Consider the following 12,317-nt stretch of genomic DNA (forward strand, 5'->3'; position numbering starts at 1 on the left):
GCTGTAGGTAATGAGACAGAATACACAATTGATTTTTCTGTTCCCTGTTCCCTATTCCCTGTTATATAAATAATGGAAAAAATTGCCTTTAATCCCCAAGATTGTACAATATTAATTGTTGATGACCTGATTCAAAATATTCAAGTTTTAGGAAGAACTCTAGAAACACAAGGCTATTCTATTACCTATGCTTTAAGTGGCAAAGAAGCTCTCCAACGTCTGCAAGCAATTCAACCAGATTTAATTTTATTGGATTTATTAATGCCAGAAATGAGTGGTTTGGAAGTTTGTGAACAAATTAAAACAAATCCCCATTATCATCATATACCAATTTTATTTCTGACTGCTAGTCACGAAGAAGAGCATTTAATAGAAGCCTTTGAAAAGGGGGCGGCTGACTATGTAACCAAGCCTTTTCGATCTACAGAATTATTAGCCCGTGTGCAGACACATATTCAACTAAAACGCCAAACTAGACAGTTACAACAGAGCGAAAATAAACTCAATACCATCGTTACTCACATCAAAGATGGAATTTTAATTGTTGATGAATTAGGAATTGTAAAATTTGCCAATCCGGCTGCGGCGCAAATGTTTGATAGAAAATTATCCGATTTAATTGATCATGAATTGGGACTACCAATTGTAGTCGGAAAAGTTGCAGAACTTGATATTATCCACTCTCGTGGAACTCTCGGACGGGCAGAAATTACCGTTGGTGAGACTGAATGGTTAGAACAAAAAGTTTCAATTGTCTCTATGCGAGATGTGAGCGATCGCAATCAAGTTGAGAAAAAATTAAGAATTGCTTTAGATAAACAGAAAGTATTAAGTCGAAAGTTACAAAAACTAGCAAATACTGATGTCTTAACTGGAATTGCCAATAGACGCAACATTTTAGCAGTTTTGCAAAAGGAATTTCAACGAACTCAACGTTACAAAGAACCTTTTTCACTTTTAGTAATTGATGTTGATCACTTTAAATTGGTCAATGATTCCTATGGACATACCATTGGTGATCAAGTATTAAAAGAAATATCTCAAATGTTAGTTAAGTGGTTACGAAATGTAGATACAGTTGGACGTTTGGGAGGTGAGGAATTTATGATCATTTTACCAACGACAGAGTTACAAGAAGCGATGGAAATAGCTGAACGTCTATGTGAGCAAATTCGTAATTTAGAGATAGATACTACTTTTTCAGCCATAAAAATTACTATCAGTATTGGCGTAACTGCTTATCAAGATAATGATAAAACTGATACGGATATATTGAAGCGTGCGGATGAAGCTATGTATCAAGCCAAAGAGTGTGGGCGCGATCGCGCGATCACCATTTCTGGGTAAAGGAAATTGAGCATATCCCTCTCATTACCGACAACTTTTATGGATTACGCCACGCTTCGCTATCAGCAAGCCCTAATTAAAACTTTGTAACTGTCGAAAAGAATGCAATTTGTTGATAAATTTATCACGATCAAAACTTAAGGGATCAACTTTCCCATTCCCCACATCTACCGCACGATGAGTGGTAATTCTCTCATCAGAAACTTGACTTTGAGCAATTAACCAAGCTAAAGAATTATATTGAGCTTCTGTATATCCTGAATGTCCTTGAATATTCCTTTTACCCCAAGCATCAGGAGGAGTTTCTAGAGATACATGATAAGCAAAATTATTCACAGATGGCGGTAAATTAGGGTTAGTTTTTACAGTTTCTACGCCATTATCTCCTTTAAATACCGAATTACCAGCACCAAAAGCACGTTTTTCTGGGGGTACTAAATAAATTACCTGTCCATCTAAGGCAATTATGGCATGATAACTGGCTTGCACATTTTCATCGTCATGGGGTGTTTGAAAAAAATTAATGGCACTAGAAGTAGAATTAGTAGTTTCATGAAGGACTATAATGGCTTGATTATTAAAAGGGACACCATTAACATCTGTGGTATAGCGATCGCCATAATTGCTAGGATCAACCTTAACCTGGGCCAACGTAGGTCTATAATTAGCAAAATCGCTAGTAGTTATATATAGAGGATTAATTTTATTAATCTTTGTCGGAGATGGTCTTAATTCTTGCTTATTTTCTGGTTTAGTTACTGCTGATTGTAATTGCGCTGGTGAATACTGATTCCAGCTTGTCACATCTGAAGTAGATGCAATTGTTTGATTGTTTTTTTGTCTTGCACTCCCAATAAATACAGCCAGAATCAGGGTAGCTAACATCAAAAAAATCAGGATGACTCTAGTTGCCCAATCTCTAAATTTCATAGTTTTTATTGGAAATTGCTAATCTAGTGTAATGGTTGTCAATATTCATGATGCCAAACTGGTAACAATTATACCTGCTGACAAGTACAAAACCTCTGAATTGGTTTAATCAATGATAATGATAAGATTTTTCAATAGGGCTGAGATTTCTTCTTTGCCTATTTTTGACCAGAGATGTTGTTCATAAGGTTTATTTAATCAGGTTCTTGATGATTTCTGATCTTCACTATTCCTGATCTTGACTAATTGATCAGGTTAAGAGAAACTTATAATTAACGAAAGTGAAGACTAATCAAAATAATAAATTTTGTAAAAACTATGAAATATATGCCCTTAAGTATGGGAAATTATGAGACAAGTGGCAAATTTGTATCTAAATTCCTATCCCTAAATTTTGAGCTAGTCTGAAATCAGGCAGCTAGGTTCAAATCTACTATCTAGGTTGGCTTTTTTGAGCATGGAAACATTAGAATTCATCATTTATCCAGATGGTCGAGTACAAGAAAAAGTTACCGGTATTATCGGTGCATCTTGTGCTGAGGTAACAGCAGCCATAGAAGCCCAGCTAGGACGAGTGTTGAGTAATGAACCAACCTCAGAATTTTTCGCCACTAACCCGCAACAAAACAGTGTGGCGAATCCACAAACCGCCCACAGCGAATGGTAAGTTTTCCAACTAGTTAATGTTCATTGATTACAAACCACTATGTCACACTTTAGCCAAATTAAAACACAAATCCGTAATCTGGAATCCTTGAAAGATGCCCTTTCCGATTTGGGAATAGACTGGAAACCTGGCCCTTGTGAGGTGCGTGGTTATCGTGGTCAAACTCATGCAGCCGAAGTAACTATTGAACAGCAAAACGGCTATGATATCGGTTTTAGATGGAATGGTCAAGAATACGAATTAGTTGCAGATTTACAATATTGGCAACAAAATCTATCTGTGGATGGGTTTGTCCGTCAAGTAACTCAACGTTATGCTTATCAAACAGTAGTCAAAGAAACCACGAAAGTGGGCTTCCAAGTTGCAGAACAACAACAACAACAAGATGGTTCGATTCGCCTAGTAGTACAACGCTGGAGTGCGTAATGTCTAATTTGCCGCCGTCACCACAAGCAGAGGAATATAATCGTTCCGGTTTAGAACCAGAATTAGGGAGCTTTTTCCGAGATGTCCCCGAACGTTCTGGTTTAGAACCGGAATTGGGTGGACTGGTGCGGCAAAAAGGCGTTTATGTGGATGAAATTACCTGTATCGGCTGTAAGCATTGCGCTCATGTTGCCCGGAATACTTTTTTTATTGAAGAAGATTATGGGCGATCGCGCGTCATCCGTCAAGATGGAGACATAGAAGAGGTAGTTCAAGAAGCCATAGATACCTGTCCTGTTGATTGTATCCACTGGGTTGATTACACAGAACTTAAAAATTTAGAAGAAGACAGAAAATATCAAGTCATTCCCGTAGCTGGTTATCCAGTAGAACATGGTGTAGCCACTACAGAAAAACGCCGGAAAAAACAAAAGTTAAAAAAATCCAATTCTTAAATAACTTGACAATTTGTACTAATTATGTAATTAAGCATTGGTTTTACCAGTGCTTTTTATTTTATATGATTTGTGCATAAGCTGTAGGGGCGGGGTTTCCCCGCCCTCCGTTAACCCATTAATTTTGTAGGGACAAACCCCCTATGTTTGCCCCAAATATCGGGGTAGGCACGGGGGCGCTACCCCTACTTATGCAAAATTAATTGAACATTTAAAAATTCCTAAACCCATTAATTTTGTAGGGGCAAACCCCCTGTGGTTGCCCCAAATATCGGGGTAGGCACGGGGGCGCTACCCCTACATTAAATCCCAATTAATTATATCATAGTCAACTTAGAAACGTTCTTTGATATTGAAACGTGAGCAGGTAAAGACCATTAAGTTTTTATTCCAGGAGCTTGTTTTAATGCCAAAAGTTCTAGAATGAAATAATAAGATTATTTCTATAACTGTGAAAAAGAGTCTTCAGATATGATATGTCTGAGTTGGAGTAAATTCCGTGCCAATGGAGATTTGAAGGCGTTTTGAACGATTGTGTTTTGACGTATAATAAAAGACTGTTTTGGCAAATTAAGCCGGATTTGTGACTCTTGCTGCTGACAAGTTTTGACAACAAAAATTTGTAATTGTTTTGGAAATTGTAATTTTAGGTTCGGGAATCTATGTTAACCAACTCGCAAACCCCCACTATCACAAAAGAATCATCTGATGTTCTGCCTGGAGTTAATGCTCAGGCTAGAGTCAGTCAGTTTATGCAGAATTTGCAGAATGAAATTACCCAAGGTTTAGAGAAATTAGATGGTCTGGGGAAGTTTCAAGAAGATAGTTGGCAGCGTCCAGAAGGGGGTGGTGGGCGATCGCGTGTACTGCGTGAGGGAGCAATTTTTGAACAAGCCGGTGTGAATTTCTCTGAAGTTTGGGGTTCTCATTTACCTCCTTCGATTTTAGCCCAACGTCCAGAAGCAACAGGACATGGCTTTTATGCAACAGGGACTTCTTTGGTGTTACACCCACGCAATCCTTATGTACCTACAGTCCACTTAAATTATCGCTATTTTGAAGCAGGCCCAGTTTGGTGGTTTGGTGGTGGTGCAGACTTAACACCTTATTACCCCTTTGCTGAAGATGCACAACATTTTCATAGCACTTTTAAAAAAGCTTGTGATCAACACCATCCCGAATATTATCCTGTGTTCAAGCGCTGGTGTGATGAATATTTTTATCTGAAACATCGAGATGAAACACGGGGCGTTGGTGGATTATTTTTAGATTACCAAGATGGTCAAGGTTCTATCTATCGCGGTCCAGATCCCAATGGGGAAGCAGCGATTTATAGCAATCAGGTAGGTGAATTACCGACACGGAGTTGGGAAGACATATTTGCTTTAGTTCAAGATTGTGCTGCGGCGTTTTTACCTGCATACACGCCAATTGCGGAACGCCGGCATGGGATGGAATATGGCGATCGCCAACGCAATTTTCAATTATACCGTCGTGGTAGATATGTAGAATTTAACTTGGTTTATGACCGGGGAACAATATTCGGACTCCAAACCAACGGTCGCACAGAATCAATTCTCATGTCTCTACCACCTTTAGTTCGTTGGGAATATGGCTACAAACCAGAACCTAACACTCCTGAAGCTGAGTTGTACGAGACTTTCCTAAAACCTCAAGATTGGATAAACTGGAAACCAAGTAAATAGGTAATGGGATTGGGGACTGGGGACTGGGGACTGGGGACTGGGGAATAAATATTGATAGTGCATGACTCTATGCGGTTAAAACCGCCCGTGTCGCTTATATCTCAGCCTGAAGTGACTGAGCTTTACTCTTACCGGGTATTCTTGTAAAAAACAGAATATGTTTGCCAATCCCCAATACCCAGTCCCCAATCCCCAATCCCCAATCCCCAATACCCAGTCCCCAGTCCTCAATCTCCAGTTATTTTTGTTAAATACCATGACAGTAAGTTACACTAAAAACTAGATGTCATCTTCTGGACATAGGTTGATACTTCCGCACATTGTGCGTGTTTTGATTAGCAAATATTAGTAAAAAAGTATCGGTTCAGTGATTAATATAGATCAAAAAACCTGTACAACTGAAGACGGTCATACCATCATGGTATTGACCCCTGCTGGTCGTTTAGATATTACTACTGCTTGGCAATTTCGTCTTAAGCTACAGGAATGTATTTCTAAACACACTCCTCATGTTGTTGTCAATCTAGGACAAGTAAATTTTATTGATAGTTCCGGGTTGACCTCCTTATTAGCCGGGATGCGCGAAGCTGATAAAATTAATGGCAGTTTTCGGATTTGTAATGTTCATTCGGAAGCTAAACTTGTGTTTGAAGTTACAATGATGGATACCGTGTTTGAAATCTTTGATACCGAAGAACTGGTTTTAAAGACTCCACCCCGGATTTTGGCTAATCAATAGGATTGATCAGAAAATCCCCAATCTAAAATCTAAAATCTAAAATTGAATGACTGTCACGAATTAGGTCTGATTAGTTCATACTAGAGAAGAGGAATACGTCTTTACTAAAATTTTCTTTGTGAATAACGTCCGTACAGTATCTGATACAAAAAGAACCTTTTACACCTTTCATACCAGGCCAATTAACACTATTTACCGCCGGGTAGTGGAAGAGTTGATGGTAGAAATGCACCTACTATCAGTCAATGTTGATTTTAGCTACAATGCCATTTATGCTTTGGGCGTTGTCACGACTTTTGACCGCTTCATGGACGGCTACCAGCCAGAACAGGATAAGGAATCAATTTTTCGAGCAATTTGTCAAGCTGTGGAACAAGATCCCCAACGCTACCGACAAGATGCTTCAAGATTGGAAGCTTTAGCTGCCAGTTTACCAGTTAAGGATTTGATTTCTGGTTTGAGTCGGGAACATTCCCTAGATCAAGATGGGGATTTGCAACAGCAACTAGAAGCAGTTGCTACCAATTCCAACTTTAAATATAGTCGCTTATTTGGCGTTGGTTTATTTGCATTACTGGTACAGTCAGATCCTGAACTTGTCAAAGATGATAAACAAAAGAGTGAAGCACTCAAAGCGATCGCTAACGGGTTGAATATCTCTGAAGATAAACTCATCAAAGACTTAGAACTATACAGTTCCAACCTGGAAAAAATGGCGCAAGCACTCATAGTCATGGCAGATATCTTGACAGCAGATCGCAAAAAACGGGATGCTTTAAAGCCAGCCTAACTACCAACACCATCCCGTACCCAATACTTGTCGGTTAAGCTCAAAAAATAGAATTATGTAGGTTGGGTTGAGGAACGAAACCCAACATTTATAAGCATTTGTTGGGTTGCGCTATCGCTTAACCCAACCTACAAAAACTCTTAACCGAACAGTATTGATCCCGTACCCATAAATAAATTGGGAACGGGATATGTCAAGAAATCCCCCAAATAGCAAAAAGCCCGCCTACACATCAAAGTGTTGAGCGGGCTAAATAATTATTGAAAATTGAAAATGGAGCTTATGGGAGTCGAACCCATGTCCAAATTGGGTATTAACCCTCCACTCGTTCACAGGTTTAGCCTTTCTGACCCTCAAGGCGGGAATCGTTCATTATCCCGAACGTAGGATGCTCTGATTTAATCTTAGCCTTCAAGCCAACCAGAGAACGCTTGTTGGAGCATCCGTTGGGGGTTAGGTCTTTAATCCTTAACGGAGTCAAATTAAAGACGCTCGAACCTAAAAGAGGTTTCTTAGGCAGCTACTAGAGCTTCCCGACGAGCAAATTTTACGATATTGTTCGCATTTACTTTTTTTTCGAGTCATTGATTTCCGAGAGATAACTCGCTCTCGACCTGAATCACAGAGTAGCTTTCGCCAACCTGTCGAAACCGTTAAAGCCCCATGTACTTCACACCATTATTATAGTACGAAATTTTGCAATTTGACAAACAAAAGTTATAGTTACTTATTTTTTGTAGTGACTGTCTTGATTTTTAAGTGATAGCTTTGTGTCTTAGAACAGATTTTTGGGGTGACACTGACGTAAGTCCTAAAAAATATTCTCTCCTAGTCCTTTGCCCTCTTCTTGCCTATTCCCTGGTAAAATATTTCAACATCTTTGAAAATACATTGTCATGTCTACTGAAACTACCACCGGTGCAGATGCTATTGATAGAGCGATATCGCGGGGAATTGATTTTGATGGTTCTCCTATTCCCACAGTTAAATTAGACCTGTATGAACAAGTTATGGGTTTAGAATCAGGCAGACAGCGCAGTGGTGTATCTAATACTATGCGTTCTCGAATTGTGCGGATTGGAGCTAAACACATTCCCCAAGCTGAACTTGATCAAAAGCTGGTTGAAGCTGGTTTTGCTCCTTTAAAAGAAAAGGAAGTTGCTTTTTTTTACGGTGGTAAATAAAAGACAAATAATTCCGTGCAAAAGTCAGATCCCCGACTGCTCTAAAAAGTCGGGGATCTTGTTGTTTATAGTAAACCTAAAGATATCTAGAATAAATTTTAGTTCTAGTCAGAAATTCTGCTAATTTATAAATAATTGGTTAAGCTCCAAAGATTTTTAGATCAAGAAACCAAGTCAACCAGGTAATTTATCGTCATATCAACATTCACGTTTCAGGGGTTCTGGTAATGGATATTACGACGCTGCTAATTGTTTGGTTAGTTACGGCTGTTAGTTTATGGATTATTAGTAAATTACCTTTAGGAGTGGAAATTGATACTCCCGAAAAGGCAATTTTTTCCGCCGCAATTTTAGGTATTATTACAGCGCTAGTTAAGCCAGTTCTCAAGGTTTTGTTTGTGATACCAAATTTAGCCACCTTTGACTTATTATCTGGTATCTTCACTTTCATGATTGCTGTTGCTTGTTTTAGTATTGCTGCTTGGTTAGTAGATGGTTTCCGGTTACGTTATGGCATTTGGAGTGCAATCTTAGGTGCTTTTGCCCTTACTCTTGTCAATAATATTATCTACAAATTGTTAGGTATTTAATTGGTAATTGGTAATTGGTGATTGGTGATTGCTTGTATCACCTATTTGTTATATTATCAATACAAGTAATTAAGACATCTAATTTCCAATAAATTAATCTGGGATTAATCTCTGCAAAATCTGTTTCAAAACTATTCCTGTCCAATCAATATCGGCTGCTGTTGTTTGTTTTCCTAAAGTTAGTCTAATTCCTCCTAAAGCCGCTTTTTGAGAATATCCCATTGCTAATAAAATGGGACTAGGGCTTAATTTTCCACTATTGCAAGCTGCACCTGCACTAATACCAATACCTGCTAAGTTTAACTGTCGTACCAAAGTTTTACCGGTGATTTTTTCTCCGTTGGCTGCTTCTAAATAAAAGCTGAGATGATGGGGTAAACGATTAATTCTGTCACCTGTAGGGATTAAACCGGGAACATCTGCTAGAATGGTGAAGAGGCGATCGCGCAATAAGATCAATCTCTCTCTTTCCGTCTCTAATTCCTGTGCTGCTAACTCCGCAGCTACCCCAAACCCAGCAATAGCGGGTGTTGCTTGCGTCCCTGAACGCATTCCGTTCTCCTGTCCACCCCCACCCAGCAGCGGTATTAATTCCACTCCAGGACGCACATATAACGCCCCTGCACCCAAACCACCATAGATTTTATGACTAGATAAACTCAATAAATCTACAGGTAAAGTCTGCACGTTTAGCGGTAAACGTCCAGCAACTTGCACTGCATCCGTATGGAACAAAGCGCCGTGTGTTTTCGTGATTTTTCCTAATTCGACTATTGGTTGGACTGTTCCTATTTCGCTTTGTCCATAAATCACAGATACCAAAACTGTGTTATCTCGCAATGCTGCTTTTAGGTCTTCGGGGTTGACTCTTCCTTGATGATTTACACCCAAATGGGTAACTTCCCAACCCCAATTTTCTAACATTTTCGCAGGTTCAGAAATGGCGGAATGTTCCACACTAGAAATGATAATATGTTGGGGAATAGTGTAACATCGCGCCACCCCCATAATTGCTAAATTATCAGCTTCAGTTCCCCCAGAAGTGAAAATAATTGATTCAGGAACAGCATTAATTAAACCTGCTACTTGCATTCTAGCTGTTTCCACAACCAAAGCGGCACGGTTGCCCCATTCATGTAAACTGGAAGGATTACCCCACTGTTGTGTTAAAATTTTTTGGATAATTGCGATCGCTTCTGGACGAGTGGGAGTAGTTGCACTGTAATCTAGATATACTTGCATAAAAATTAATAATCGAGTGGGCAAATATTTACTTTTCTACATAATTTAATACACCGGATTTTGGGAATAATAATTTACGTATAACCTTAATTTAGTTTAATCAGATTACCGTGTCTATTTTCCCACAAATCCGCCATTTTTCCTATATCTTTTTATTGCTATTCACTTTGACTGGTTGTGAACAAGTCCAATCATCAAACCAGCGTTTAGCACCATTACCCCAAGATCCTTTAATTCAAGTTTACTTCAATAATTCCCAATCTTCAGAATATAAAGAAACCTATCGTCAGCAAACCCGGTTAGGGGATAATTTAGAAAAACAGATTGTTGATACTATTTCCTCAGCTAAATCTACAGTTGATATAGCTGTCCAAGAATTGCGTTTACCAAAAGTTGCTCAAATATTAGCAGCAAAACAAAAATCTGGAATCAAGGTCAGGTTAATTTTAGAAAATAATTATTCTCGTCCTTGGAGTAGTTTTAATGCTGCGGAAATAGCCAAGTTAGGAAAAAGAGAACAACAACGATATCAAGAATTTCGGAAATTTGTTGACATTAATCGAGATAATCAAATCACATCAGAGGAAATTAGTCAACGGGATGCTTTAGCCATCATTCAAAATGCCCAAATTCCTTGGATTGATGATACTGCTGATGGTTCAAAAGGTAGTAGTTTAATGCACCATAAATTTGTTGTTGTTGATCATCGTTTTGTAATTATTACTTCTGCTAATTTCACCTTAAGTGATACATCTGGAGATTTTACAAATCCTACCAGTTTAGGGAATACAAATAATTTATTAAAAATAGATAGTTCTGAATTAGCAACCCTACTCACAGAAGAATTTAATATTATGTGGGGTGACGGAGTAGAAGGAAAACCAGATAGTAAATTTGGAGTCAAAAAACCTGTTCGTAACCCACAAAAAATTATATTAGGTAATAGCAAAATCACAATTCATTTTTCGCCAACATCTCCTACTGAACCTTGGAGTAATTCCAGTAATGGGTTAATTGCCAAAACCTTATCTGCAAGTACAAAAACCGTTGATTTAGCATTATTTGTATTTTCAGATCAACAACTTGCCAATATTCTCGAACAACGACATAATCAAAATGTGCAAATTCGAGCTTTAATTGAACCACAATTTGCTTATCGTCCTTACAGTGAAGCTTTAGATATGATGGGATTTGCTTTAAGTGATAACTGTAAATACGAAGTTGATAACCGTCCTTGGAAAAATCCCATTTCTACCGTTGGAGTCCCAATTTTAGCTAAAGGAGATTTATTACACGATAAATTTGCTGTCATTGATAACAAAACTGTAATTACAGGTTCACATAATTGGTCAAAAGCAGCAAATAATAGTAATGATGAAACATTAATAGTTATCGAAAACCCTACAGTTGCTAACCATTTCCAAAGAGAATTTGACCGACTTTATAGTAAAATCAAACCAGGTTTACCAGCCAATATTAAATCTAAAATTGATGCAGAAGTTAAAAAATGTCCTCAAATTAAGCAACAATCATCTTTCGTAAATCCAATTACTAATAAAATTAATCTCAATACCGCAACTCAAGCAGAACTAGAAACTCTTCCCGGTGTGGGTAAAAAGTTAGCACAAAAGATCATTATCGCTCGTCAACAGCAAAAATTTACTTCTTTACAAGATGTTGATAAAGTACCAGGAATTAGTGAAAAAATGTTGGTAAAATGGGAAGGAATGATCACATTAACCGCAGATGAACACAGATGATAATTTAACTCCTGAATTTTTATGATTCCCATTATTTCCACTATTCCCCTTTTTCAACTTGCTTCTGGTGAGTTTCTATCTCTCCAGGTATATAAATTTGTTGGTGCTAAATCGGGTAAAAAAGTATATATCCAATCTAACTTACACGGTGCGGAAATTGTTGGTAATGCTGTGATTTACCAAATCATTGATTTTTTCATGACATTAAATAATACTCAGTTAATAGGAGAAATTTGGCTTGTACCTGTTTGTAATCCCTTAGCTGTTAACCAGCGAACTCATAATTTTTCTACGGGTAGATTCAATATTTATGATAGTCAAAATTGGAATAGAATTTTTTGGGATTATGAGAAACAACATGATGATATAGAAGAATTTGCCCGTTCTCAAATTGGTTTAGACATAGATACTATCAAATATAATTTTGTAACTGTTCACACTCCCCCACTAAAAAGGAATTAGGAAGTAACAGGGATAGGAG

The 12,317-nt window shown here is 38.0% G+C and carries 13 protein-coding genes and 1 other RNA gene; 11 read left to right on the forward strand and 3 right to left on the reverse strand.

Translation table 11 applies throughout. From position 1 onward, the window contains the following. Positions 1–72: 72 nt before the first annotated feature. Complete coding sequence (locus FJR05_RS09650) at positions 73–1,347, forward strand: diguanylate cyclase (protein WP_168643899.1); 1,275 nt, start codon at positions 73–75, stop codon at positions 1,345–1,347. A gap of 72 nt (positions 1,348–1,419) precedes the next feature. Here the strand turns inward: FJR05_RS09650 and FJR05_RS09655 are convergent, their stop codons facing one another. Continuing rightward, positions 1,420–2,277 (reverse strand): peptidoglycan recognition family protein, encoded by an 858-nt coding sequence (locus FJR05_RS09655; protein ID WP_168643900.1) that lies wholly within the window; start codon positions 2,275–2,277, stop codon positions 1,420–1,422. A gap of 457 nt (positions 2,278–2,734) precedes the next feature. On the opposite strand from FJR05_RS09655, the gene FJR05_RS09660 reads away from it, so the two are divergent. The 6 genes from FJR05_RS09660 (at position 2,735) to psb29 (ending at position 7,060) form a co-directional block, all read left to right on the forward strand. Beyond that, the gene (locus tag FJR05_RS09660) at positions 2,735–2,944 is read left to right on the forward strand and encodes a DUF2997 domain-containing protein (RefSeq protein WP_168643901.1); all 210 of its coding nucleotides are present in this window, start codon (positions 2,735–2,737) and stop codon (positions 2,942–2,944) included. A gap of 39 nt (positions 2,945–2,983) precedes the next feature. Next, on the forward strand, positions 2,984–3,370 hold the full coding sequence (locus tag FJR05_RS09665) for a DUF1257 domain-containing protein (protein WP_168643902.1): 387 nt from the start codon (positions 2,984–2,986) through the stop codon (positions 3,368–3,370). Beyond that, entirely contained in the window at positions 3,370–3,825 is a 456-nt protein-coding gene (locus FJR05_RS09670; protein ID WP_168643903.1) for a ferredoxin, read from the forward strand. Before FJR05_RS09665 ends, FJR05_RS09670 begins: the two co-directional genes overlap by 1 nt. Before the next feature lie 662 nt (positions 3,826–4,487). After that, positions 4,488–5,531, forward strand: coding sequence for an oxygen-dependent coproporphyrinogen oxidase (gene hemF / locus FJR05_RS09675; RefSeq protein WP_168643904.1), 1,044 nt, complete (start codon positions 4,488–4,490; stop codon positions 5,529–5,531). A gap of 367 nt (positions 5,532–5,898) precedes the next feature. Continuing rightward, complete coding sequence (locus tag FJR05_RS09680) at positions 5,899–6,270, forward strand: STAS domain-containing protein (protein WP_168643905.1); 372 nt, start codon at positions 5,899–5,901, stop codon at positions 6,268–6,270. 118 nt (positions 6,271–6,388) lie between these two features. Then, positions 6,389–7,060: a photosystem II biogenesis protein Psp29 gene (psb29, locus tag FJR05_RS09685; protein WP_168643906.1), complete on the forward strand. Its 672-nt coding sequence runs from the start codon at positions 6,389–6,391 to the stop codon at positions 7,058–7,060. Positions 7,061–7,331: 271 nt separating this feature from the next. Here psb29 and ssrA read toward each other — a convergent pair. Then, positions 7,332–7,723: a transfer-messenger RNA gene (gene ssrA, locus FJR05_RS09690) on the reverse strand. A 233-nt stretch (positions 7,724–7,956) separates the two neighbouring features. On the opposite strand from ssrA, the gene FJR05_RS09695 reads away from it, so the two are divergent. Then, entirely contained in the window at positions 7,957–8,244 is a 288-nt protein-coding gene (locus FJR05_RS09695; RefSeq protein ID WP_168643907.1) for a DUF4090 family protein, read from the forward strand. Positions 8,245–8,471: 227 nt separating this feature from the next. Beyond that, positions 8,472–8,834, forward strand: coding sequence for a phage holin family protein (locus tag FJR05_RS09700; protein ID WP_168643908.1), 363 nt, complete (start codon positions 8,472–8,474; stop codon positions 8,832–8,834). Between the two features lie 93 nt (positions 8,835–8,927). On the opposite strand, the gene FJR05_RS09705 is transcribed toward FJR05_RS09700, so the two are convergent. Next, entirely contained in the window at positions 8,928–10,076 is a 1,149-nt protein-coding gene (locus tag FJR05_RS09705) for a cysteine desulfurase family protein (protein ID WP_168643909.1), read from the reverse strand. 110 nt (positions 10,077–10,186) lie between these two features. Between FJR05_RS09705 and FJR05_RS09710 the strand changes: the two genes are divergently transcribed. Together FJR05_RS09710 and FJR05_RS09715 are read left to right on the forward strand one after the other, a co-directional pair. Further along, positions 10,187–11,836, forward strand: a complete 1,650-nt coding sequence (locus FJR05_RS09710; protein WP_168643910.1) for a DUF655 domain-containing protein — start codon at positions 10,187–10,189, stop codon at positions 11,834–11,836. Positions 11,837–11,857: 21 nt separating this feature from the next. Then, complete coding sequence (locus tag FJR05_RS09715; RefSeq protein ID WP_371416867.1) at positions 11,858–12,298, forward strand: succinylglutamate desuccinylase/aspartoacylase family protein; 441 nt, start codon at positions 11,858–11,860, stop codon at positions 12,296–12,298. Positions 12,299–12,317: the final 19 nt, after the last annotated feature.

The organism is Dolichospermum sp. UHCC 0259 (assembly GCF_009711935.1).
Lineage (GTDB): Bacteria > Cyanobacteriota > Cyanobacteriia > Cyanobacteriales > Nostocaceae > Dolichospermum.

Excerpts from the sequence above, each read along its gene's own strand:
- FJR05_RS09705 (WP_168643909.1), bottom strand. The coding sequence starts at position 10,076 with ATGCAAGTATATCTAGATTACAGTGCAACTACTCCCACTCGTCCAGAA.
- FJR05_RS09665 (WP_168643902.1), top strand. The coding sequence starts at position 2,984 with ATGTCACACTTTAGCCAAATTAAAACACAAATCCGTAATCTGGAATCC.
- FJR05_RS09650 (WP_168643899.1), top strand. The coding sequence starts at position 73 with ATGGAAAAAATTGCCTTTAATCCCCAAGATTGTACAATATTAATTGTT.
- FJR05_RS09700 (WP_168643908.1), top strand. The coding sequence starts at position 8,472 with ATGGATATTACGACGCTGCTAATTGTTTGGTTAGTTACGGCTGTTAGT.
- FJR05_RS09695 (WP_168643907.1), top strand. The coding sequence starts at position 7,957 with ATGTCTACTGAAACTACCACCGGTGCAGATGCTATTGATAGAGCGATA.
- FJR05_RS09670 (WP_168643903.1), top strand. The coding sequence starts at position 3,370 with ATGTCTAATTTGCCGCCGTCACCACAAGCAGAGGAATATAATCGTTCC.
- FJR05_RS09655 (WP_168643900.1), bottom strand. The coding sequence starts at position 2,277 with ATGAAATTTAGAGATTGGGCAACTAGAGTCATCCTGATTTTTTTGATG.
- hemF (WP_168643904.1), top strand. The coding sequence starts at position 4,488 with ATGTTAACCAACTCGCAAACCCCCACTATCACAAAAGAATCATCTGAT.
- FJR05_RS09715 (WP_371416867.1), top strand. The coding sequence starts at position 11,858 with ATGATTCCCATTATTTCCACTATTCCCCTTTTTCAACTTGCTTCTGGT.
- FJR05_RS09660 (WP_168643901.1), top strand. The coding sequence starts at position 2,735 with ATGGAAACATTAGAATTCATCATTTATCCAGATGGTCGAGTACAAGAA.